Annotated in this window: 23 protein-coding genes; 12 read left to right on the forward strand and 11 right to left on the reverse strand. The window is 32.6% G+C overall.

Annotation, left to right across the window (positions count from 1 at the left end):
* Positions 1–39 precede the first annotated feature (39 nt).
* Entirely contained in the window at positions 40–1,032 is a 993-nt protein-coding gene (ilvC, locus tag MMJJ_RS01620; RefSeq protein WP_011170598.1) for a ketol-acid reductoisomerase, read from the reverse strand.
* Positions 1,033–1,151: 119 nt separating this feature from the next.
* On the opposite strand from ilvC, the gene MMJJ_RS01625 reads away from it, so the two are divergent.
* Positions 1,152–2,117 (forward strand): bile acid:sodium symporter family protein, encoded by a 966-nt coding sequence (locus MMJJ_RS01625; RefSeq protein ID WP_104837393.1) that lies wholly within the window; start codon positions 1,152–1,154, stop codon positions 2,115–2,117.
* Between the two features lie 21 nt (positions 2,118–2,138).
* Here MMJJ_RS01625 and MMJJ_RS01630 read toward each other — a convergent pair whose 3' ends face one another.
* On the reverse strand, positions 2,139–2,591 hold the full coding sequence (locus MMJJ_RS01630; RefSeq protein ID WP_104837394.1) for a hypothetical protein: 453 nt from the start codon (positions 2,589–2,591) through the stop codon (positions 2,139–2,141).
* Between the two features lie 604 nt (positions 2,592–3,195).
* Between MMJJ_RS01630 and MMJJ_RS01635 the strand changes: the two genes are divergently transcribed.
* Together MMJJ_RS01635 and MMJJ_RS01640 are read left to right on the forward strand one after the other, a co-directional pair.
* Entirely contained in the window at positions 3,196–4,719 is a 1,524-nt protein-coding gene (locus tag MMJJ_RS01635) for a DUF4041 domain-containing protein (protein ID WP_244901544.1), read from the forward strand.
* Between the two features lie 18 nt (positions 4,720–4,737).
* Positions 4,738–5,154 (forward strand): zinc-ribbon domain-containing protein, encoded by a 417-nt coding sequence (locus tag MMJJ_RS01640; protein ID WP_104837395.1) that lies wholly within the window; start codon positions 4,738–4,740, stop codon positions 5,152–5,154.
* An 86-nt stretch (positions 5,155–5,240) separates the two neighbouring features.
* Here the strand turns inward: MMJJ_RS01640 and ilvN are convergent, their stop codons facing one another.
* A complete protein-coding gene (ilvN, locus tag MMJJ_RS01645; RefSeq protein ID WP_104837396.1) occupies positions 5,241–5,750 on the reverse strand; it encodes an acetolactate synthase small subunit in 510 nt (169 codons plus the stop codon).
* Between the two features lie 13 nt (positions 5,751–5,763).
* Positions 5,764–7,527 (reverse strand): acetolactate synthase large subunit, encoded by a 1,764-nt coding sequence (locus tag MMJJ_RS01650; RefSeq protein WP_104837397.1) that lies wholly within the window; start codon positions 7,525–7,527, stop codon positions 5,764–5,766.
* Positions 7,528–7,688: 161 nt separating this feature from the next.
* On the opposite strand from MMJJ_RS01650, the gene MMJJ_RS01655 reads away from it, so the two are divergent.
* The 3 genes from MMJJ_RS01655 to MMJJ_RS01665 are packed head-to-tail and all read left to right on the forward strand — an operon-like array spanning position 7,689 to position 10,668.
* The gene (locus MMJJ_RS01655) at positions 7,689–9,224 is read left to right on the forward strand and encodes a carbamoyltransferase C-terminal domain-containing protein (RefSeq protein ID WP_104837398.1); all 1,536 of its coding nucleotides are present in this window, start codon (positions 7,689–7,691) and stop codon (positions 9,222–9,224) included.
* Positions 9,225–9,234: 10 nt separating this feature from the next.
* Positions 9,235–10,248: an RNA 3'-terminal phosphate cyclase gene (rtcA, locus tag MMJJ_RS01660; protein ID WP_104837399.1), complete on the forward strand. Its 1,014-nt coding sequence runs from the start codon at positions 9,235–9,237 to the stop codon at positions 10,246–10,248.
* Between the two features lie 3 nt (positions 10,249–10,251).
* Positions 10,252–10,668, forward strand: a complete 417-nt coding sequence (locus MMJJ_RS01665; RefSeq protein WP_104837400.1) for an archease — start codon at positions 10,252–10,254, stop codon at positions 10,666–10,668.
* Position 10,669: 1 nt separating this feature from the next.
* Here the strand turns inward: MMJJ_RS01665 and MMJJ_RS01670 are convergent, their stop codons facing one another.
* The gene (locus tag MMJJ_RS01670; protein ID WP_011170590.1) at positions 10,670–10,870 is read right to left on the reverse strand and encodes a hypothetical protein; all 201 of its coding nucleotides are present in this window, start codon (positions 10,868–10,870) and stop codon (positions 10,670–10,672) included.
* Between the two features lie 213 nt (positions 10,871–11,083).
* On the opposite strand from MMJJ_RS01670, the gene MMJJ_RS01675 reads away from it, so the two are divergent.
* Positions 11,084–12,028: a malate dehydrogenase gene (locus MMJJ_RS01675; protein WP_104837401.1), complete on the forward strand. Its 945-nt coding sequence runs from the start codon at positions 11,084–11,086 to the stop codon at positions 12,026–12,028.
* Between the two features lie 16 nt (positions 12,029–12,044).
* Complete coding sequence (locus MMJJ_RS01680) at positions 12,045–12,920, forward strand: cation diffusion facilitator family transporter (protein ID WP_104838572.1); 876 nt, start codon at positions 12,045–12,047, stop codon at positions 12,918–12,920.
* Positions 12,921–12,924: 4 nt separating this feature from the next.
* Here the strand turns inward: MMJJ_RS01680 and MMJJ_RS01685 are convergent, their stop codons facing one another.
* The gene (locus tag MMJJ_RS01685; RefSeq protein WP_104837402.1) at positions 12,925–13,938 is read right to left on the reverse strand and encodes a DUF354 domain-containing protein; all 1,014 of its coding nucleotides are present in this window, start codon (positions 13,936–13,938) and stop codon (positions 12,925–12,927) included.
* A 142-nt stretch (positions 13,939–14,080) separates the two neighbouring features.
* On the opposite strand from MMJJ_RS01685, the gene MMJJ_RS01690 reads away from it, so the two are divergent.
* The 4 genes from MMJJ_RS01690 to MMJJ_RS01705 all read left to right on the forward strand — a co-directional run bounded on the left by MMJJ_RS01690 (position 14,081) and on the right by MMJJ_RS01705 (position 16,037).
* Positions 14,081–15,058: a methanogenesis marker 12 protein gene (locus MMJJ_RS01690; RefSeq protein ID WP_104837403.1), complete on the forward strand. Its 978-nt coding sequence runs from the start codon at positions 14,081–14,083 to the stop codon at positions 15,056–15,058.
* Between the two features lie 147 nt (positions 15,059–15,205).
* Complete coding sequence (rpl7ae, locus tag MMJJ_RS01695; RefSeq protein ID WP_011170585.1) at positions 15,206–15,559, forward strand: 50S ribosomal protein L7Ae; 354 nt, start codon at positions 15,206–15,208, stop codon at positions 15,557–15,559.
* 39 nt (positions 15,560–15,598) lie between these two features.
* The gene (locus MMJJ_RS01700; protein WP_011170584.1) at positions 15,599–15,829 is read left to right on the forward strand and encodes a 30S ribosomal protein S28e; all 231 of its coding nucleotides are present in this window, start codon (positions 15,599–15,601) and stop codon (positions 15,827–15,829) included.
* Positions 15,830–15,848: 19 nt separating this feature from the next.
* On the forward strand, positions 15,849–16,037 hold the full coding sequence (locus MMJJ_RS01705) for a 50S ribosomal protein L24e (protein ID WP_011170583.1): 189 nt from the start codon (positions 15,849–15,851) through the stop codon (positions 16,035–16,037).
* 94 nt (positions 16,038–16,131) lie between these two features.
* Here MMJJ_RS01705 and MMJJ_RS01710 read toward each other — a convergent pair whose 3' ends face one another.
* From MMJJ_RS01710 to MMJJ_RS01730, 5 genes are all read right to left on the reverse strand, one after another.
* On the reverse strand, positions 16,132–18,369 hold the full coding sequence (locus MMJJ_RS01710; RefSeq protein WP_104837404.1) for a beta-propeller domain-containing protein: 2,238 nt from the start codon (positions 18,367–18,369) through the stop codon (positions 16,132–16,134).
* A 109-nt stretch (positions 18,370–18,478) separates the two neighbouring features.
* Positions 18,479–19,024, reverse strand: a complete 546-nt coding sequence (locus MMJJ_RS01715; protein ID WP_104837405.1) for a winged helix-turn-helix domain-containing protein — start codon at positions 19,022–19,024, stop codon at positions 18,479–18,481.
* Positions 19,025–19,063: 39 nt separating this feature from the next.
* Positions 19,064–20,296 carry a COG1361 S-layer family protein gene (locus tag MMJJ_RS01720; RefSeq protein WP_104837406.1) on the reverse strand — a complete coding sequence of 411 codons (1,233 nt, stop codon included), beginning with the start codon at positions 20,294–20,296 and terminating at the stop codon, positions 19,064–19,066.
* Positions 20,297–20,511: 215 nt separating this feature from the next.
* Positions 20,512–21,237 carry an ABC transporter ATP-binding protein gene (locus tag MMJJ_RS01725; protein WP_104837407.1) on the reverse strand — a complete coding sequence of 242 codons (726 nt, stop codon included), beginning with the start codon at positions 21,235–21,237 and terminating at the stop codon, positions 20,512–20,514.
* A gap of 2 nt (positions 21,238–21,239) precedes the next feature.
* Complete coding sequence (locus tag MMJJ_RS01730) at positions 21,240–22,433, reverse strand: ABC transporter permease (RefSeq protein WP_104837408.1); 1,194 nt, start codon at positions 22,431–22,433, stop codon at positions 21,240–21,242.
* Between the last annotated feature and the right edge of the window lie 138 nt (positions 22,434–22,571).

The raw sequence follows: 22,571 nt of genomic DNA on the forward strand, positions 1-22,571 counted from the left end.
AAATAATAAAAAAATAGTTAAAAATGAAAAATAAATAAATTATTCTTCTTTTTCAAGACCGCACATTTTTCTTAATTTTGCGCCGACTTCTTCGATTTGTAAGTCTCCTTCGAGTCTTCTCATTGATTTTAAATGAGCATAGCTTACCTGTTTTTCGAGAAGGAATTCTTTTGTGAATCTTCCATCTTGGATTTCTCTTAAGATTTCTTTCATTGCAGCTTTTGAATCAGCTGTAACGATTCTGCTTCTTCTTGTAAGTCCACCGTATTCTGCAGTGTTACTTACATCGTTCCACATGTTTTTGAATCCTTTTTGGTAGATTAAGTCAACGATTAATTTCAATTCGTGGCAGGTTTCAAAGTATGCCATTTCTGGTGCGTATCCTGCTTCAACGAGTGTTTCAAATCCTGCTTTGATTAATTCGGTAACTCCACCGCATAAAACAGCTTGTTCACCGAAAAGGTCAGTTTCTGTTTCTTCTTTGAAAGTTGTCTGGATAACTCCAGCTCTTGATAAACCGATTCCTTTTGCCATTGCTGAAACAATATCAAATGCGTTGTTTGTTGCATCAATTTCGATACAGATTAAACCTGGAACACCGAAACCTTCTTCGTATGTTCTTCTAACCATTTTTCCAGGTGATTTTGGAGCAACTAATACCACGTTAACTCCTTTTGGTGGAACAATGAATCCATAGTGGATGTTAAAACCATGTGAAAAGCTGAGTGTTTTTCCTTCTTTTAAATATGGTTTTATCTGGCTTTCATAAACTTCTGCCTGTAATTCATCAGGTATTAAGATGTGGATGATGTCCGCTTTTTCAGCAGCTTCTTCAATGGTCATTACATTGTGACCGTCTGCTTTAGCGTTGTTCCATGAAGCACCGTTTTTTCTTAAACCAACAACAACGTTTAATCCGCTGTCTTTCATGTTTAAGGACTGTGCTCTACCTTGACTTCCATAACCGATTACTGCAATTGTTTTTTCTTTTAAAGCATCTAATTTAAAATCTGAGTCATAGAATACCTTCATTGTCTTCACCTCTAATCTCACAATCTTTTATAGTATAATCATATATAATGATATCTAAAATTAGGCATAAACTATAATAAATTACGGCAAAACACGAACTTTTGGGCGAGGCGATATTAATGGATCGGGGGGCTATTCAGCTAAAAAAGACTCTTTGGAAACTTACAAAATTTTCAGAAGATTATTTTGCATTACTGGTTATTTTAGGTTCAATTATTGGTTTTTTTAATCCGAGTATATTTGGATGGGCAATCCCCCACATTTCTCTGTTTCTCGGAATTATCATGTTTGGAATGGGTATGACATTAAATAAAGATGATTTTAAAACAGTTTTAGAAAGGCCAATTGACGTAGTCTTTGGATCAATTTTACAGTTTAGTTTAATGCCACTGCTTGCTTTTTTAGTGATTACAATATTTCATCTACCAACAGAACTTGCATTAGGGTTCATTTTACTGGGTTCATGCCCGGGAGGCACTGCATCAAATGTAATAACATACCTTGCAAAAGGAGACGTTGCACTCTCAGTTGCGATCACGACATTTTCAACACTTCTCGCACCAATGATTACCCCCATACTGGTACTATGGTTTGCTGGAACGTGGATAGATGTTTCAGCATATTCGATGTTTCTATCAATTGTAAAAATTGTATTAATTCCAGTAATTCTAGGAGTAATTATAAATAATTCACTTGGAAAAAAAATTGATTCGATAAGGCATGTTTTACCGCTTTTATCGGTTGTTGCAATAGTTTTAATCGTTGGTGCAATAATTGGAGTTAATTCAGAAAAAATTGTATCTTCAGGAGTTATTGTTTTACTTGCAGTAATAATCCACAATGCTTTCGGACTTTTATTTGGATATATCGGAACAAAAATCATTGGAATGGATGAAAAAAAATCAAGGGCTGTTACAATAGAAGTTGGAGTTCAAAATTCGGGACTTGCAGTAGCACTTGCAACAATCCATTTTTCACCACTTGCAGCAGTTCCTGGAGCAATTTTTAGCGTCTGGCATAATATTACAGGGCCAATTCTCGCAAACTACTGGTCTAAAAAAGATAAAAAGGAATCTTTTGTTTAATCCGTTCAAATTATAACTCATTTATATTTCATTTATAAATTTTTTTAAATCCGAAAAATTTTCTGGCTTTACATACAGCCTAAACCAGTTATCTTCAAAACCCCATAATATGGAGGGTATTTTCTTTTCTTTTAGTTTTAAATAGCCATAAAAAAGTCTAGATATTTTATCCATAATGTCAATTTCTCGAAATTCTGATATTAATTCAATTTTATCGTTTCTGTAAGGTATTCTAACGTTACAAATCCCTAATTTTTCAGAATTTATATCCTGAAATATCACTGTATCGTAGGTGCATAATTTTGAAAAGTATGCATTTATCGTATTCATCGAAATATCATTTTTTTCACACATCCACTCTTCATATACGCAGATATCTTTAAAAGGATGGTTTCTAGATACAATATTTTCCCAAATCTGATTTAGGGGCGCTTTTGAATAATAATTTCTGGTTTCGATATCCTCACCGTTCATGAGTACCACCCCAAAAACGTTATATAAAATAAATAAAACTAAAAGAATCAAACAGTTCAAAAGTTTAAAGGCAATAATATATCTGCCGTTCTTTGATATATATTATTCGGATAATCCATTCTTTAAACTTAATTTAGACAATTAATTGAAAGTAATACGAAAAAAAAGAAAAAATGACGGCTACCTACTAAATAAATAATTATAATATTCATTTAAAAATATATTAATGGGCAAAATATAATAATCCAAAAGAAGGGGATAATTATATAAATTTTAAAAATTATAAATTTTATCAGGAAATAATCTTTGATATTGCCTAAAACTCCGTTTTTTACGAAATTTTATGGGAATAATCGAAAATTAATTCCTACGAACTCTCTATTTAAGCTAAATCAGCTTATTAAATTGAGGCATTTGTTTTTGGAGCCCCCCTTCAAAAAATGCTTAATTTTTTTTCTATTTTTAAAAAAGTTTAGAGTTACCCCAATTTGGAAAATAAAATTTACATAGTATAATATTTTTCTTTTGTTCACAACCTATCAATTTTTTATACACCTCCTAACAAAGTTATGATTTATACTAAATAGCTTAATTTGGTGATTTTGTGGGGATTGGCGATATTTTCAACGCGGGAAAATTTAAAAAAGAAATTGAAAATTTAAAAAAGGAAAACGAACGTTTAACTCAAGAAATTGAAAATTTAAGAAAAGAAAACGATGAATTAAATAAAAAAGAGTTAAATCTTGAGCAATTGAAATATCTTGATTTAAAAAAGGAAATTGAAAATCTCGAAAGTACAAAGAAAGAGAAAGAAAATGCCTTAAAAATTTCTTTAGAGAATTTGGATCAAAAACGACAAGATAAAATATACCATATAAATGCAGAAATTAAAAGATTAGAAGAAGAAAAACAAGCTAAAATTAAAGGAATCGATCTAGAACTAAAAGCATTTACAAAAAAGACCAATTTAGAAATGAAAAAATTAAAAGAAAGAAAAAATGAACTTTTAGATACTATCGAGGATCTTGAAAAGAAAATTATCTCTTTTGAAGAAGAAATTTTAATACAATCTTTTGGATTTTATGATCCAAGGTATAATTTAACCACCTCCGAAGCATACAAAAATAAATTAACAGAAGTAAGAACTCAACAAAAAGAAATGGTTAAGAATAAAAAAGCTGTTGATTATTTTGACGGTTGGGAACTAAATGGAAGTAAAAAAGAAGGTCAAAAGATGAACAATGATAATATAAAACTCATTGTTAGGTCTTTTAATAATGAATGTGAAGCCAGTGTTTTCAAAGTTAAATATAATAATATAGATGCGAGTGAAAAAAGAATTAGAACGTCTTATGATACATTAAATAAGTTGGGGGAAAGAAATAGAATAACAATTACCTCCAGATACCTCAATTTGAAATTACAGGAATTGTATTTGGCTTATGAATACGAATTAAAGAAAAGGGAAGAACGTGAAGAACAAGCGAGAATAAAAGAACAGATGAGGGAAGAAGCCAGGGTTTTGAAAGAAATAGAAACAATGAAAGCCAAAATTGAAAAAGAAGAAACTCATTTTAAACAGGCAGTTGCCGGGATAAAAGAAAAAATGGAAAATGCGACTGAAACTCAGAAATTAAAATATGAAGAAAAATTAAGGGAACTCGAAGAGAAAATTAGGCTTTTAGAAAAAGATAAAGAAGATGTATACAACAGAGAACAGAATACAAGGGCAGGTTATGTATACATTATTTCGAATATCGGTTCGTTTGGGGATGACATATATAAAATCGGAATGACTAGACGTCTTGAACCATTTGAACGGGTAAGAGAACTTAGTGGGGCTTCCGTCCCATTCCCATTCGATGTTCATGCCATGGTATTTAGTGAAGATGCTCCAAAACTTGAAAATGCACTCCATAATTACTTTAGAGATAGACAATTAAATAAAGTAAACAACAAAAAAGAATTTTTCAAAGTTAATCTTCATGAAGTGGAGAAAGTTGTTAAAGAAAATCATAACAAAGTCGTTGAATTCACGAAAATTGCTGAAGCTGAACAATATCGCCAAAGTATTGCAATGGATAACAAAATAACTGAAAAAGAAGAAAAAATAGGGTATGAAGCTTAATTAGTAGGGGTGTCAATAATGCATTGTACAGAATGTGGATCTGAAGTTTTTGAAAACGAAAAATTTTGTCATAATTGTGGGGCCAAAATTAGTAGAAATTTTAAAACAGATATGTCAATTACTACGAACGAGGTTAAAGAACCTGCAATGCAAGTTAAAACGATAGAAGCTCCAAAAACCGCCAAAGTCATCGCAGTTACAAATGACCGGAAACCTACCACAATGGTAAAAATCATCGCAATAATTCTTTCAATATTTTTACCAGGTGTAGGTCATATGATTTTGGGTGGTTCTTATATAAATAAAGGACTCTGGATTTTTATTGGCACGATTGCATGTGCTGTAACAAGTTTTTTAATCCTTCCAATTCTCATACTTATGGGGCTCTGGATTTACGCCATTTTTGATCTTGCAAAAGTCCAAACTATTGATTAAACTACTTTTTTTATTTTTAAATATAAATCTCAAAAATAATTTGCTATTTAAAATATACATTCTTAAAAAACGTTTAAAAAAGAAAATTATGCTTTATTTGATTTTAAAATTTTAGATCCTCGCATAAGAGCAGTAAGTCCAGTTCTTGCAATTTCTTTTATGCCCATTGGCCTTACAAGGTCTAAAAAGGCGTTTACTTTTTGTTCGTCGCCAGTAATTTCAACAGTGAGTGTTTCAGTGCTTAAATCGATAATTTTTCCCCTAAATATATTTGCATACTGGATTACCTGAGATTTACTATCTTCAGTAGGCGCATAAACTTTTACAAGACATAATTCTCTTTGTACTGACTTTTTACTGTTTAAATCGGTAACTTTTACAACTTCTACCAATTTATTCAACTGTTTTACAACCTGTTCAAGTACTGTATCATCTCCCTGAACAACTATTGTCATTCTTGCAACATCAGGGTTTTCAGTGCTTCCAACAGTCATGCTTGAGATATTAAACCATCTTCTGGTAAACAGACCTGAAATTCTCTGCAATACGCCAGGTTTGTGCAAAACCAAAACTGAAATGATGTGTTTGTGTTCCATTGCAATCACCCGATTAGACCTTAGGACTAAGTATTTTTTTCATTTCGCTAAAGCATTGAGCTTTTGGAGTTGGCTCCTGTCGGTCAGGGAATAATATATTTGTCATGTTTCCTCCAGGAGGTACCATATGCAGTGCTTCTGACGGGTCGATTATGATATCGAGTAAATATGGTTTTCCACTGTTTAATGCAGTTTTGAAAGCTTCATTAATATCTTCAGGTTTTTCAACTCTCAAAGCACCGATTCCATAGCTTTCTGCAAGTTTTATGAAGTCAGGTGTTTCCCCAAGGTGTACTGCACACTGTCTTTTTCCATAGTATAAGTTCTGCCATTGGTAAACCATTCCAAGTGTCCTGTTGTCAAAAATTACAACGATAACAGGTATTTCGTATTCTGCAATTGTTGCAAGTTCTTGTGAATTCATTAAAAATCCACCGTCTCCAGTTACAGCAATTACATTTGCATCAGGCCTTGCAAATTTAGCACCAATTGCCGCAGGGAATCCAAAGCCCATCGTACCCTGACCTCCTGATGAAAGGAAAGATTTTGGAGCGCTTGTTTGGAAATAGTGTGCCATCCACATCTGATTTTGACCTACATCGGTAGTAAGAACCGTGTTTGTTAAACCGGGATCAACTTCTCTAAGTGCCGCCATCATTTCTTTGATAACCTTTTGGGGTTTTATTGGAGTATTGTCAAATTCCATTACAGGCATGGACTTTTTCTGAAGTTTTTTAACATTTTCCATCCATTCTGTTTTATTTACCATTTCTTTTTTCATCAAATGGATCAGAATATCTTTTAAAATTGCTTTTGCATCTCCAACTATTGGGATATCTACTCCAACATTCTTTCCAATCTCTGCTGGGTCAATATCTATGTGGATTACCTTTGTGTTTGGTGCAAAGCTTGAAAGATCCCCAGTAATCCTATCTGAAAACCTGCATCCGATTGCAATTAAAACATCGCTTTCGTAAACAGAATAATTTGAAGCTTGTGTTCCGTGCATCCCAACCATACCTAATGAAAGAGGGTGTTCTTCAGGGAAAACGCCTTTACCCATTAAAGTAGTACAAACTGGAATTTGAGCATATTCTGATAATTTTATAAGTTCAGGAGTTGCATTTGCAATCTGAACCCCGCCGCCTGCAATAATAACAGGTCTTTGTGCGATTTTCATTAATTCTGCAGCTTTTTTGATCTGTAAAGGGTGTCCAAATTTCGTTGGTTTATATCCTTGAAGATTAATTTCAGCAGGAATTGGGTATTTTTCTAAGTCTAAATCATCATCCTGAACATCTTTTGGCAAATCAACATGAACTGCACCGGGCCTTCCCGTTTTTGCAATTTCAAATGCTTTTCTAAATATTTTTGGAATTTCGCTTGTTTTTTGAATCTGGAAGTTGTGCTTTGTAATCGGCATGAAGATTCCAAGTGCGTCAATCTCTTGGAATGCATCATTTCCTATTAATTTTGTTGGAACCTGTCCAGTTAATGCAACAACTGGAGAAGAGTCTGCATGTGCTGTTGCAACTCCTGTAACAAGGTTTGTAGCACCTGGACCAGATGTAGCAACACATACACCTACATCGCCACTTGCTCTTGCATATCCATCAGCTGCGTGTGCTGCAGCCTGTTCGTGCCTTGTTAAAATGTGTAAAAAGTCACTTTGATAGAGTGCGTCGTAAAAGGGAAGTAATTGGCCCCCAGGGTATCCGAAAAGGACTTTTACATTTTCTGCTTCTAGGGCCTTCATCATAGCCTCTGCTCCTTTCATGAGATCACCAAGTAATAAAGACGTAATGGATTTAAAATTAATTCGTTTTTAATTTATTAACTCAAAATCTTATATAAATATTATGAAAACATAAAAATTGTAAGAATTGTTTATTTTAATTATCTCATCAGACATATATTAAATTAATTCAATGTGAAAGTATGATTTTAGGTATCTGTGATGGCCATGCTTCAAGTGCGTCGTTAATTGATGAAAAAAAAGTAATCTATGCTGCAAGCGAAGAAAGATTTACAAGAAAAAAGAATTTTAGAGGATATCCAGTAAATTCCATAGATTACGGGTTAAATTCTTTTGTAAGTAATGAGGATAAATTATCGGCAATTACTGTTGGTGGGCAGTTTAGAAAGGGGGGGCGGCTAAAAAAACTTAAAATTCTTCAGGAAAATTTAGAAATCCCGATGTATTACTTTAATCATCATTTATGCCATGCTGCAAGCTATAAACTATCAAATTTTAAAGAATGCCTAATTCTAACAATGGACGGTGGAGGAGATGGACTTTCTTCAACGCTATCTATAGGAAAAGGTTCAAAAATAGAAACGATTGCTCAAAGTGATTTAATCGATTCAGTAGGCGATTTTTACGCATCAATTACGGAACTACTGGGATTTAAACCAATGGAAGATGAAGGAAAAGTTATGAGTCTTTCAAGTTTTGAATCAAGTGATTCTAAAATTAATCTCGATACTATTGATTACAACGAAAAAACTAAATCTTTTAAAAATTATCGCGGAGTAATCGGCTCTGAATCTACAAAAGCATTAAAAAGAATTTTAGATTATTCAACGCCAAATAATTCATACGATATTCAAATTTCAAAATTTGCTCAAAGTAAATTAGAAGAAGTTGTTTTAAAACTTTTAAAGCAGTTTGTAAATGAAACAGGGATTAAAAATATTGTATTTAGCGGTGGGGTTGCACAAAACGTCAAATTGAATAAAAAAATAAGTGAACAGGAGTTTGTGGATAATTTATACGTCCCCCCATTTACAGGGGATGAAGGTTTAGCAATTGGATCGTCGATTTTGTGTTCTAAAAAAGATTTTGATTTAAAAAATACCTATTTAGGTTATGAAATTGATAATTATAATGTTGAAAAACTTGTTGAATCAGAAAAAAACTTCAAATTTAAATATGTCGAAGAAAAGGACATTCCTGAAATTATTGGCTCATTGATTCTGAATAATAAACTTGTATGCGTTTCAAGACAAAAAATGGAATTTGGACCTCGTGCTCTTGGAAACAGAAGTATATTAGGACTTCCAACAAAAGAAAATTCGAAAAGACTTGCAAAAACTCTTAAAAGAAATTCATTCATGCCTTATGCTCCAACAATTCTTAATGAATACTCTGAAATTTATTTAAAAAACAAGTTAGAAAGCCCGTACATGACCATGCTCTTTGATTGTTTTGAATCTAACAAAAAGGATATTGAAGGAACCGTTCATGTCGATGGAACTACAAGAGCGCAAACACTAAAAAAAGAATTTAACGAAACATATTACAATATTGTTAATTTTGTAAATGATAAAACAAAAATTCCTGCAGTTTTAAATACCAGTTTCAATTTACATGGTGAACCGATTGTCTGCAGTGAAATCGATGCTATAAATTCATTTAAAAAAGTTGGAGATGCACTTTTACTTGGAAATTATTTGATTGAAAAAATTAATTAGGAGAATATTTATGATCACAATTGATGGAAGTTATCTTGAAGGCGGAGGGCAGATTGTAAGAACCGCGGTTTCTCTTTCTGCAATAACTAAAAAACCAGTTAAAATCATAAATATTCGAAAAAACAGAAAAAATCCAGGGTTATCAAACCAACATATCGCTTGTGTATCGGCAGTTTCAAAAATTTGTAATGCAAAAGTTGAAGGGCTTATAAAAGGCTCTGAAACTTTAGTTTTTTATCCTGGGGAAATTATTTCTAAAAATTTTGAAATAGATATTAAAACTGCGGGAAGCATTTCTCTTGTTATTCAATCAATACTCCCGATTGCCCTTGCAATAGATAAAAATATTGAAATTACAATAATTGGTGGAACTAATGTCGAATTTTCACCACCAATCGATTATATTAAAAATATAACATTGAAATTTTTGGAAAATATAGGAATTAATTCAGAAATAACGATATTAAAACGAGGATTTTTCCCAAAAGGTGGAGGGATTGTCAAAATAACGCTAAAACCCTCAAAAATAAATCCATATGAACTAATTGAAAATGAAAATATCGAAATTAAAGGAATTGTTTTCAACCAGAACCTCGATGAAAATATTTCAAAAAGAATTAAAAAGTCAGCAAGTGATGAATTATTAAACAGCGGATTTTGCCCAGAAATTAAACTTGAAAAAACAAATGGCGAAAGTTCAGGTGTTGGAATATTTTTGTATACAAATTATATCGGTTCAGACTGCCTTGGAAAAAAAGGACTTTTATCTGAAGCCGTTGGAAAAACCGCATCTGAAAAGTTATTTGAAGAATTAACTACAAAAATGGCAATAGATTCGCATTTGGCCGATCAAATAATTCCATTTATGCCTTTTTCAGATATTAAAATAGGCGTTTCAAAAATTACAAACCATACACTGACAAATATTTATGTTGTCGAAAAATTCTTTGATGTTAAGTATAATATCAAAAAATACGAAGAAAAAAATGCAAACGGATACATAATATCCACTAAAGGTGTTTAAATTATGTATAATTACTTTGAAACTACCGCAGATATTGGGATAATTGCTTTTGGAAAAACTCTTGAAGAATCTTTTGAAAATTCTGCAAGAGGCTTATCAAATATTATGGTTGATATCGAATCAATTGAAAAAATTGAAAAGCATTCGTTTAAAGTTATTTCTGAAGACCTTTTCGGGCTTTTATATGACTTCTTAACAGAACTTTTGATACTCCATGATTCGGAGTTGTTAATATTTTCGGAATTTAATGTAAAAATCGAGAAAAACAAATGTTATGAATTAAGTTGTGTTGCTTTTGGAGATAGGTACTCAAAAGACAAATACGAACCAAAAGAAGAGGTAAAAGCAATTACATATCACAGAATGGAAATAATTAAGAACGAAAACTGCTGGAAAACACAGTTTATCGTAGATTTGTAATTTAACATTTCATTGAGATATCATATGCAGTATCTGCCCATGAATCCATGATAAATCTTGCATTTCTCCGACCAGACTTTTTGATGGCCATTTTTCTTAAAGTAAATATAGTTTCGTCCAATTCTTCTTTGGACATCATTGGAGCTTTTAATAACATTTCTACTGCCATTTTATCCATTTTGGAATCTTCTTCCAGACTCATAAATTATCCCCGAAAATCTGTCTATCCTGTATAAATTTAAAATATTAATATTAATTTTAATAAATTACGTTTATAATAATACTAATTTTAAATATATTATTATGATATATATAAATATCTGTAAAAGATAATATTAAAAAATTCCTGCATTCGGTTAGATATATATGTATAAAAGTCGATATAGGAATTGTTTTTAATGGCAAGGGTGAAACTATGGACGTATCAATTATTGGGGCATCAGGCAAAATTGGGAGTGTTTTATCATTGCTTTTAGCAAAAGAAAGCTACATAAAAAATATTAATTTAATTGCCCGAAATAGTTCCATCAATAAGTTAAAAGGACTTAAAATGGACCTTTATGATGCAATGGCCGCCGCGGGACAGGATACTAACATTGACATATGCTGTGACGATGATTTATCATGTACTGCTAACTCAGATATTACCATAATTACAGCAGGTATGGCCAGAACTGGAGAGATGTCGAGAATCGACCTTATGAAGGGAAATGCAAAAATTGTAAAAAATTATGTGAAAAATATTGCTAATTTTGGGGATACTAAAATATTCATGATTTCAAATCCTGTTGACCTGATGACTTACAAAGCACTTATCGAAAGTGGCTATGAAAAAAATCAAGTCTTTGGACTTGGAACGCACCTTGATTCAATGCGATTTAAAGTAGCAGTTGCAAAACATTTTGAGGTTCACCTTGATGATGTTAGAACAAGGATTGTTGGAGAACATGGCGACAGCATGGTTCCAGTAATCAGCGCGACTGCAGTAGGTGGAATTCCAATCAAAAGATTGCCAAAATATGAAGATTTCCCGTATGAAAAGATACTTGAAAGAATTAAAGGTTATGGGCAAGAAATCATAACTTTAAAAAACGGTTCTGAATACGGCCCTGCATCAGCAATTGTAAACATTGTACGATGTATTGCACATGATGAAAAACGACTTTTAACCCTTTCTACATACATCGAAGACGAAATCGAGGGTATTGAAGGAGGCTGCTGTATAGGAGTTCCTGTAAAAGTAGGCAAAAATGGAATTGAAGAAGTAATCCATATAAAAATGGAAGATAATGAAATTGAAGGATTTAAAAAATCTTTTGAATTAGTTAAAGGATACTGCAGACAGATTGAATCTATTTAATAAATGGGAAGATAGCGTGGAAGTTTCTGAAAGAATAATCATAGGAAATAAAATTTCAAAAATCACGATTGTTGCAAATATTGGCTTATCCATTCTAAAAATACTTACAGGAGTATTTGGTAGGAGTAGTGCTTTAATTGCGGATGGAATGCATTCATTTTCTGATATTTTAAGTACAGTTGTGGTTATGCTTGGATTAAAACTTTCAGAAAAGCCTGCAGATGAATCCCACCCGTATGGTCATGAAAGAATCGAACCTGCATTAACAAAAATTTTAGCGGTAATTTTACTTGTAACTGCCTTGATGATTTTTTACTGTGGATTAACCACCATTATTGGCGGAAATTACCAAATCCCTGGAAATATAACCATAATTGCGGCTTTGATCTCCATTTTTACAAAAGAATGGATGTATAAGTACACCAAAAAAGGTGCTGACCGAATTGAAAGTTCAGCACTCCTTGCAGATGCCTGGCACCACAGATCTGATGCATTTTCATCAGTTGGAACATTAATTGGTGTTGTTGGCGCAAAACTTGGGTATCCAATACTTGATCCCATTGCATCAATAGTAATTTCATTATTTATTGCAAAAATGGCATTTGAAATATATTTCAAAGCATTAAACCAGCTTCTCGATAGGGCGGCGGATTCAAAAACTATTGAAGAAATTAAAAAAATAATTCTTTCGGTTGACGGTGTTTTGGAGATAGATGTATTAAAAACGAGAATTCATTCAAACAAAATCTATGTTGACGTTGAAATTTCAGTTGATAAAGATTTATCATTAATTGAAGCGCATAACATCTCTGAAAACGTCCACTCACAAATTGAAAGAAAATTAAAAAGAGTAAAACACTGTATGGTTCATGTGAACCCGTATTTAAAATAATAAGTTAACTTAAACTTCCTACAACCTTTTCAAACATTAATTCGGTCGGATCTTCCAAAGTTATTCCGTTGTTTCTTTTTCCAATATTATCCATTACGTGATTTACGATTTCGTCTAAGTCTCTTGTGTGAATCATCCTTTCTTTTTCAATTAGGTAATTATCAACACCCAGAAGTTTTTCAGGATAGCATGAAATCGTTGGAACTCCCAAAACTGCTGCTTCACGGTTCATCGTTCCGCCAGCTCCAATCATTGCATCTGAATAATAAAGTAAAGATATTGCATCGATTGTTTTTGGAACAATTACACCCATTGATACATATTTTTCCCTTTGATCTTCATCTCTTGGAAATGCAACAATATTGCAGTCCATTTGACTCTTTAATTTATCAATTATCATTGGAATAATGTCTTTTTTCCCGTTACAGTACGAAGAATTTGGCCTTGGCCTCATTATTGTTATAGGCAATGATTCATCGATATTTAACTTTTCCTTTATCGATTCATCAATTGAAAAAGAAGAATTTAACCTTGAATTAACATTAGAAACTTCACACGTTCCTTCAAAAGAATCGATGTATTTTCCAAAAGAACTTCCGTTTAAAACCAGCTTTGTGCCTTCTGGACAGATTATGTCGTTTACAAGGGGGACTGTTAATCTATTCTGTGCACTTGCGTGTTCATTGTCTAAAACAAATATTGAATGGATATTCATTCCAAAAGCTACTCTTGGAAGCTCTACTGAGTGTTTTGCAATTGCGATTTTTGGTTCCAACTTCTTTGCAATTTTTGTGAGTTCAATTACTCTTTTTGAAGAATTTATGAGCTTTTCTTCTAACGAATCTGCATGGTTTCCAACAGAAATATAATCATAACCATAAATGTCGATTAAATCTTCTAAACTTTGAAATTTTCTCGCTGTTATATAATATTCAATTCCTTCCCGGTTAAACTTGTCAATTAACTGCGAGAAATAATGAATATGAGGGGAATTTGTTAAATCGATCCATACATCCATAAAATCACCAATATATCTCTACTGGATCACTAAAATTATTCTATTTAGCAATAATATTGAATCAAAAAGTTCTTAATAAAGTAGCACTGTTTTATATATAATTATTGGTATTTGAAATTTATTATCTTTTGTATGGGAGATTATGATTGTTGTAGGGATTGATCACGGCACATCCGGAATTACCGCATGTGTGATGGAAAACAAAACTGTAAAATCTATTTTTAAGATGAAAAGAACCGAAATAAACGAAAATTCTTTTTTAAAAGAACTTGAAAAACATGTTAATTTAAATGAAATCGACCTGATGGGTGTATGCTACTCTATGGGCGATGGAATAGCTAAAATAACGGATATAAAACGGGTTGAAAACAGGGGTGTAATTAACCTTGAAGGAATTGGAAAAAAAATTGGTGGCGGAACGAAAGTTTATGATGAAATAAAATCATCAGATATTCCAGCAATTGTTATTCCAGGACTTCACAATAGCGTAAAAAGTATGGATAAAAGATTTAACGCCCTTTTTTCGCATATTGCATCTCCTGAAAAAATATCCATCTGCTACAATGCATACAAAACGTTTGGTTTTGAAAATTTCATTCTTTCAGACATTTCTTCAAACACAGTTACGCTTTTAATAAAAGACGGTAAAATATTTGGCGGATTTGATGCTTGCGTTGGTGCTGTTGGAATATTACACGGGCCCCTTGATCTAGAATTAATTAGAAATATCGATGCAAATAAAATCACTGCAAATGAAGCTTTTTCAAAAGCAGGTGTTGTTAAAGTTACAGATTCTTACAAAGGCGTTGAAGATACAAAATTTGAAATTATGAATAACTATAAAAAAGACGATAAATGCACTTTGGCAGTTGATTCACTCGTTTTAAGTGTTTCAATGGAAATAAATTCGTTAATGTTTTTAACACCTGAAAGAAATGTAATTCTTGCAGGATCCATTGGAACATGGGAAAACCCGAACGTTTCTGAAATGATAAAAGAAAATATCGATGGAAATGTTCTTGTTTTAAATGGGGAAAGTGGTGCAATAGGCAGTGCAATGATTGCAGAAGATATCCTAAATGGTAAAAAGGAAATTCTTGGAATACCGGTTGATTTTTAAATTTTCTAAATTTCCAGTAGATTACACCATAACTATTATATACCACTTTTCAATATATGGTAGTTGCCGCTCTTTTAAAACCATGATGATATGAGTGGGCGCCATCCGGATAAAAAAATTTTTTTAAGTGATGAAGGAGGTCATAATATGGCTGTATATGTTAAATTTGAAATATCACAAGAACTCGAAGAAAAAACTGCGGAAGTAGTTGCTAACGCTGAAAAAATCAAAAAAGGCGCTAACGAAGTTACAAAAGCAGTAGAAAAAGGAATTGCAAAATTAGTTGTAATCGCACAAGATGTACAACCTGAAGAAATCGTTGCACACATTCCAGTAATTTGCGACGAAAAAGGAATTGCATACTCATACAGTTCAACAAAAGAAGCTTTAGGAAAAGCTGCTGGTTTAGAAGTACCTACATCAGCTATTGCAGTTGTTGCTGAAGGAAGCGCTGACGAATTAAAAGATTTAGTTGAAAAATTAAATGGATTAAAAGCATAAGTTTAGCAGCTAACAATTAAATAAAATCAGGTGATTTAAATGGCTGATGATATGGTATACCAGGAAGCAGTGGCTGCTGAAGTTATCCAAGTTAACGGAAGAACAGGAGTTACTGGTGAAATTTTCCAGGTAAGATGCAAAATCTTAGGTGGAAAAGACACAGGAAGGATTTTAACAAGAAACGTGAAAGGACCTGTTAAATTAGGCGACCTTATCATGTTAAGAGAAACCGAAAGAGAAGCAAAACAACTCGGTAAAAGAAGAAAATAATTCCCGCTAGGTGATTACAATGGAATGGAAAACATGTAGCTTTTGTGAAGGCACAATTGAACCTGGATGCGGAAAAAAATACGTTAAAAAAGACGGTTCAGTTATGCACTTCTGTTCATCAAAGTGTGAAAAAAATTTCAAACTCGGAAGAGTTGGAAGAAAATTAAAATGGACTAACACTTTCAAAAGAATTAACAGAGGACAATAATTCCTCTAAATCTCTTTTAATATTTGTTTTGAATTAAAATTAACTTTTTTGAAAAATATTTTAAAAATTTAAAAAAAAGAAATTAGTGTCTTAATTATTCGACTGTTATTTTATAGATTATTGTATTTATAGAACCTTCAACCCCTTCCCATGAGCGGTAGTAATCAAATGTTAGCTCTACTTCGCCTGATTCAGTTGCATTAAAAGTCCATTCGTGAACTCCACCTGCACCAACGATTCCATCATCTGTTTCATCTTCAATGTATTCGTCAGACAATAATTCTATTTTATCATCATCACTTATCGAATAATTCCAAGTGTAGCCAGTTGTAGGGTTTTCATCAAGTTTTATCGATATATTTTCCCCAATAGCAACTTTTTCATTGATAGTTTCTATTTCAACGTCTGTAAAATCTTCCACTGGTTCAATATATGGTTCAAGGTATGGATATTCATATTTTGGTAAATTAATCGTTTTTACAGTTTTCCAAGTATTTTCATCAATTACGTGTATTTCATAGTTTGAAAACGTGTAGAGATAGTCTCCAATATACAAAGACCTTAAAACGCTGTAGTCTTTGAAAACGTCATCTTTAACCATTTTAATTCCACTTTCTTTAACTTCGAAAGCGTATGCGTGGCTTCCTGCGGGAAGTACGAGTATTTCTTTTTCAGCATCCCACAAAAATGCATGGTGTTCGTAAAGGGCAACTGACCAGTACTCGTTTAATGAATATTTTGAAAGTTCTTTTGGATTTTCAAGATCAGTTGCATCGAATAATGAAATTTTTACCATATTTGAATCGTCTTTTCCAATCCCAATTAATTTATTATTTCCAATTGGATGTAAATAAGTAGAATATCCAGGAATTTTCAGTTCCCCTAGTAACTCCGGATTTTTTGGATCGTCTAAATCAATTACAAGTAACGGATCCGTCTCTTTATATGTTACAACATATGCTTTATCCCCCATAAATCTTGCAGAGTATATTCTTTCTCCTTCTTCAAGACCAGTCACTTTTCCAATAACATCCATATTTTCATCGAATACGTAGATGTTATTTGTTTGAATATCTCTAAATCTCCAGTCATTTCCAATTGTTGTTGCAATTCTTAAATTTCCTTCGTATTCGTCCATTGAAAAGCTGTTTAAAATGGTTCCAGGAACTTTTCCACTTGTTACTTTGAAGTCATCGAGACTTATTTTTGCAATACCTGTTCCTTCAAGTTCTTCCCAGTGTTCTTTCAAATAAATTTCATAATCATTTTCAATTTCATTTTCTAAATTATTTATTTCTTCTGAGGATAGTGTTTTTATGTAATCTTCGAGAATTTCAGTCATCTGTACGTATTTTGCACTGTCTCCAAAATCAGTATTTGAAAATACTCGATCAAGTTTGTCTGTAACTTCTTTTGGGAAATATTTATCAGCATTTTCCGCCACAAACTTCATCATCAGTTTATCTTCATCGTAATCCAGTTCATAAGCAAAATAAATATTTTCTTCTGAAACATATATTGTATTACTGTATGAACCAACCAGTGCAGCCGTATTTTCAATTTCTCCGCTTTCAACGTTTATTGATGAAATAATATACGTTGTTTCAAAGTTTTGGCGAATAATTTCGGGAATTACTGGAAGATAAATATCATCGTATCCTATTTTAACGTTATTCCAGATTATTGGCCCGGTTATTCCATATTCCTGAATTATTATGTATAATTCACCATCAATTAATCTTGAATCAACATATGACCCGTTTAAATCTTTTGCCCAGACCAATTCAGGCGTTTTTGGATTTGAAATATTGTAATTTTTAATTCCATCATAAGTAATTACGACTAAATTATCCCCTTCAAGGTAAAGATTGCCACCATCAGTGATATTTCCAATTACCTGAGCAGTTTCAGGAGGTAATGCATCAATTACGTAAGTACTCTGCCCACCATAATAATTAACCCATGCTGGACTTTGCGTCGTGTAAAATATATATTTTCCATTTGTTTTTACAATATCAGCTTCATCAACGCCCACTACCTGAACATTTGTCTCGGAATACCTCGCATCGGAATACCCAGAATCCCTTAAACTGTCTTCATTGGCAGTCGCATAAGTTATATCCTCTTTTACTGCAATATTACTGCTACCATAATAATAGCCTGAATCAGATGCCAGTTTTAAAAAATTATTAAAATTTCCCTCTGAATCTGCGGGAACCATATCAAAGTCTCCAGTATAACTTATTCCAGAATCGTTTTCCGGGTTATAAGTTAAAAAAACTGCAGAAGTTACTAAAATTAGCCCTAAAATAATAATTATATTGCGATTCATAAAATCACCATTTATATTAATAATAAACAATGTGTATTAACACTTAAAAATAGTTTTTAAATCGTTCGGTGAGTTCCGAACAGTTTTTAATTGAAAATAAAAAAAATGATTAATTTGATCTGTATGTTATTTTCGAAATTACGTGATATGCGATGAGTAAACTTATTAATATCAATCCTGTACCGATTAAAAGATTTAAATCAGAATTAACGACATTTACAGATTCTGAAATCCTGCAAGCCGTTACTTCAAATTCAGCACTTTTTAGAGCATCGTTTGTAGCCTGAAAAGTTGAATCCATTAACTGCATTTTGCTTCCAAGTTTAAGAAACAATATACTGTATAAACCGCTTAAAAATACGATTACAGACATCGGGAACAATATAATCATTTTTTCAAGATCATTCATAATTAAATACTGTCCTTTTTCCGTTAATCCATAGTATACCCATTTTCGACCATCTTCATTCTTTTTTACAAGCTCTCCATCAACCAGTATCGATAAATGTTCATGTACAGTTGATTTGGATAGTTTCAGACTTTTTGAAAGTTCTGTTACTGTGTAATTTTTATTTCCGAGTGCTTTTAAAATGGATATTCTTGAACGCGAAGATAGTGCTTTTAAAAATTTTTTATTAACTTCAAGACCTGTCATACTCAACCACTTAATAAAATTTAAGAAAAAAATAATTTATTATTCTTCTTCAGAGTCTTTCCTCTTCTTCCATCTTCTATATAAAATGTACGCTACAACTGCTAAAACGATAATTAGTCCAATAAATGTATAGTTAGTTCCTTCCTGTTTTACCTGGCTGTTAGCGGGATCCAGTTCAAATTCCTGTGTAATGGTGAATTCTTCGTGGTATTCATTAAAGTATGTCAGTGTTGCAGTGATATTTGTTTTTGAATCTCCAAAAACTTCTAATTCGTATATTCCAGAATCTGAATCATCTTCTTCCAAATCTCCGATATATCGAATATAGTTATCGTTTAATTCAACTGCACCATCAATTTCAAGTACGCAGTGCTTTAATTTTGAAGTTCCCCTGTTTGCAAGCGCAATTGTTACTTCCTGACCTCCAGAAATTGCTTTCACACCATCAAGATATAAAAACGGCTGGTTATCAAAAATTGTACTTTTTACTTTCAGATTTATCGGAATTGATGAAGTATATTCTGCACCATCTTCCCCAATCCATTCAATATTTGCATTTATTGAATAAATCCCATCTTCAGTCGTTGGAATTGCGTATGCATCAACTGTTATCAATTTCTGGGTTTGAGGGGATAGTGATTCCAAATAAAACGTCGTTGGTCCAACAATGTTTAAATCACTTGTTCCAGCTAAATTTAGCGTTAAATATTTTGCAGTTCCAGTTCCCTGGTTTTTAATATATACTTCAAGCTCTTCAGATTCTGAAGGGTTTATGGGGTTGTTATCGTCTAAATTAATTTCAAATTTAGCAATACCATATATTGGAACGTAATATATTTTTGTTAATGTTTTTTCTCGTTCATTTGGTTCGTCTCCTAATTCATATTCTGTTGCAGTTACAGTAACATCAATTCTATACTCGTCAGAAGGTGCATTCTCGCTTACATGTATTTTAAAGTATGCCGTATCACTTTCGCCCTCGTTAAGATGTGAAATTTCAGCTACACCTGTTTCAGGGTTTACTTGCTTTATTTCAAACGGATAATGTGGGCTTATCTCTACTTTTATATCCTTTAACTGCTTATCGTAGTTGTCGTTAACCACTTTTATCCAGATGTTTACATCGTCTCCAGGATGTATAACGTTTGGATTTGTTTCACCAAATTCAGAATTATCTACAACATACTGAGGATCATCCACAGATAATGCATAAGAACTTGTTAATAATGCAAATACAAGTAATAATAGTCCAGACTTAGCCAAAAGTCTCATCATATCACTCTTTTTAATTTTTAAGGTTGGATGTTATTTAACAAAATCATATATTAACTAACAATTACATTATCCCACCAACCATCTCAATTTTTTTATTTTGTATTTTTAGTTTTAAAGAATTATTCCAGTATTTTCTAAATCTTATCCTTTGGTTTATTCATCTTGAAAGTACTGAAAATTCCATATCTGCATAAAATTTTACCATTCAGCACTTAAGCCTCTTTTTTAACAACTTCGGTTTCAACAACCTCTCCATCCTTAACCTTATCGATTTCGAGAATTTCACCATCTTTCATCCGAATAACCTTTGTAGCGTATTTTATCATGTAGTTATCGTGAGTAACCATTACAATCGTCATTCCTTCGTGGTGTAAGTTCTCAAGTATCTCCATTACCTGTTTACCACTTTTACTGTCAAGATTTCCCGTAGGCTCATCTGCAAACAGTAGTTTTGGATTATTTGAAAGGGATCTTGCAATTGCAACCCTTTGCTGCTGTCCGCCTGAAAGTTGTGAGGGTTTATAATTTTCTCTTTCACTAAGACCTACGATATTCAATAATTCTTTAGCTCGTTTTTGTCTGAACGTTTCTTCTTTTCCATCCAGTGTCATAGGGAGTTCAACATTTCCTAAAGCAGTTAATGTCCCGATTAAATGGAATTGCTGGAATATAAATCCACTAATCTTTCTTCTAAATACTGCACGTTCATTTTCGTTCATTTTCGTGGTTTTTTTACCTTTTATGTAAACATCGCCTTTTGAAGGGACATCTAAAAGACCCAAAACATTCATTAATGTGGATTTTCCACAGCCACTCGGGCCCATTATCATTACAAATTCCCCTTCTTCAATTTTTAAATTAACCCCTTTCAAAACGTTGGATTTAGCTTCACCAACCCCATAAGTCTTGATTACATTTTTTGTTTCTATTAATATCATAATTATTCCCCTCTCAAAGTATCAACAGGGTTTAATTTTGCACCGCTTCTTGCAGGGAAATAACCGCTTAATATTCCAACTACAAATGAAAATACTAAAACTCCTACAATTAATTCCCAGGAAATCCATGCTCTAATCAATCCATATCCCGAAATTGCTGCGATATACTCGATAGCTTTTGCAATTAATATTCCAAGTATCGTTCCAATAATTCCGCCGAATAATCCTAAAAATCCAGCTTCAACTACAAATATTGAGAGGATTGTATTGTTTTCTGCACCGAGTGCTTTTAAAATTCCAATATCTTTTCTCCTTTCTAAAATACTCATGTGCATTGTGTTTGAAATTCCAACTGCTCCAACAAGAAGAGAAATTCCTGCAACACCAACTAAAAATATTGTTAAAACACTGAAAATACTGCTAATTGATTCAGCAAGCTGTTCTGCAGTTAAAACTGAGAAGTTTTCGTCCCCTCTTGAATCTTCAAGTTCGTCTTCAATATCTTCTGAAACTTTGGTTACATCTTCTCCGTCTTTTATTTTAACCATAAACATGTTGTACTCATCATCCACATCAAAAACCTCTGATGCAGCTTCATAAGGTATTACAATAGAATTATCGTCGTCAGGGTTTCCAATCTGTTCTAAAATACCCACAACTTTGTACTTTTTATCATTGATTTCAATTTTATCCCCAATATCTATTTCTCTATCGAATGTATCGTGTGCAAGGCTGTAACCAATAACACAGGTGTATTTATCGCTGTCTTTCATCCACCTACCTTTTTCAAGCTCATAACCATAAGCTTCTGTAAAAAATATCTGGTAGGTTGAAGATTTCGTTGCAAAAACACTCGAATAATACTCCTGATCGTGATAAGTTACCTGTGTTCCACCAAACCACCCATACAATACAACATCAACACCCCTAACGCCTTCTACTGCCTTTAAATCTTGATCATTAAAATTTTTAGACATTGCAATACTTGTGATCTGCTGTGAGGGGTATACGGTAATAACACTGGCCCCTGCTTTGGATATTTCTTCAGTAATATAATTCTGAACACCATACCCAAGAGAGATCAGACTAACTATTGCTAAAATGCCTATAACAATACCAATTATTGTTAAAAGACTCTGTGTCTTTTTTTGAGTTATGTTTCTTCCCGCAAAAGAAACAACGTCTTTTGGTTTCATTGATTTTCACCGGGTTTACCGATTGAAATTTGATAATTTAAATAAGTTCACTTAAACGAAAGAGTTTAATCATTATAAAATAGGTAATCTTGAGTTTATATTAGTTCTGACTTAAATTTAAAAATAAAAGACCTTAAA

Source organism: Methanococcus maripaludis (genome assembly GCF_002945325.1).
In the GTDB taxonomy this organism is placed as follows: Archaea; AGJL01; Methanococci; order Methanococcales; family Methanococcaceae; genus Methanococcus; species Methanococcus maripaludis.

Bases quoted from the DNA above. Each gene is read 5' to 3' on its own strand.
- ilvC (WP_011170598.1), bottom strand. From the start codon at position 1,032: ATGAAGGTATTCTATGACTCAGATTTTAAATTAGATGCTTTAAAAGAA.
- MMJJ_RS01625 (WP_104837393.1), top strand. From the start codon at position 1,152: ATGGATCGGGGGGCTATTCAGCTAAAAAAGACTCTTTGGAAACTTACA.
- MMJJ_RS01630 (WP_104837394.1), bottom strand. From the start codon at position 2,591: ATGAACGGTGAGGATATCGAAACCAGAAATTATTATTCAAAAGCGCCC.
- MMJJ_RS01640 (WP_104837395.1), top strand. From the start codon at position 4,738: ATGCATTGTACAGAATGTGGATCTGAAGTTTTTGAAAACGAAAAATTT.
- ilvN (WP_104837396.1), bottom strand. From the start codon at position 5,750: ATGGAACACAAACACATCATTTCAGTTTTGGTTTTGCACAAACCTGGC.
- MMJJ_RS01650 (WP_104837397.1), bottom strand. From the start codon at position 7,527: ATGAAAGGAGCAGAGGCTATGATGAAGGCCCTAGAAGCAGAAAATGTA.
- MMJJ_RS01655 (WP_104837398.1), top strand. From the start codon at position 7,689: ATGATTTTAGGTATCTGTGATGGCCATGCTTCAAGTGCGTCGTTAATT.
- rtcA (WP_104837399.1), top strand. From the start codon at position 9,235: ATGATCACAATTGATGGAAGTTATCTTGAAGGCGGAGGGCAGATTGTA.
- MMJJ_RS01665 (WP_104837400.1), top strand. From the start codon at position 10,252: ATGTATAATTACTTTGAAACTACCGCAGATATTGGGATAATTGCTTTT.
- MMJJ_RS01670 (WP_011170590.1), bottom strand. From the start codon at position 10,870: ATGAGTCTGGAAGAAGATTCCAAAATGGATAAAATGGCAGTAGAAATG.
- MMJJ_RS01675 (WP_104837401.1), top strand. From the start codon at position 11,084: ATGGACGTATCAATTATTGGGGCATCAGGCAAAATTGGGAGTGTTTTA.
- MMJJ_RS01685 (WP_104837402.1), bottom strand. From the start codon at position 13,938: ATGGATGTATGGATCGATTTAACAAATTCCCCTCATATTCATTATTTC.
- MMJJ_RS01690 (WP_104837403.1), top strand. From the start codon at position 14,081: ATGATTGTTGTAGGGATTGATCACGGCACATCCGGAATTACCGCATGT.
- rpl7ae (WP_011170585.1), top strand. From the start codon at position 15,206: ATGGCTGTATATGTTAAATTTGAAATATCACAAGAACTCGAAGAAAAA.
- MMJJ_RS01700 (WP_011170584.1), top strand. From the start codon at position 15,599: ATGGCTGATGATATGGTATACCAGGAAGCAGTGGCTGCTGAAGTTATC.
- MMJJ_RS01705 (WP_011170583.1), top strand. From the start codon at position 15,849: ATGGAATGGAAAACATGTAGCTTTTGTGAAGGCACAATTGAACCTGGA.
- MMJJ_RS01710 (WP_104837404.1), bottom strand. From the start codon at position 18,369: ATGAATCGCAATATAATTATTATTTTAGGGCTAATTTTAGTAACTTCT.
- MMJJ_RS01715 (WP_104837405.1), bottom strand. From the start codon at position 19,024: ATGACAGGTCTTGAAGTTAATAAAAAATTTTTAAAAGCACTATCTTCG.
- MMJJ_RS01720 (WP_104837406.1), bottom strand. From the start codon at position 20,296: ATGAGACTTTTGGCTAAGTCTGGACTATTATTACTTGTATTTGCATTA.
- MMJJ_RS01725 (WP_104837407.1), bottom strand. From the start codon at position 21,237: ATGATATTAATAGAAACAAAAAATGTAATCAAGACTTATGGGGTTGGT.
- MMJJ_RS01730 (WP_104837408.1), bottom strand. From the start codon at position 22,433: ATGAAACCAAAAGACGTTGTTTCTTTTGCGGGAAGAAACATAACTCAA.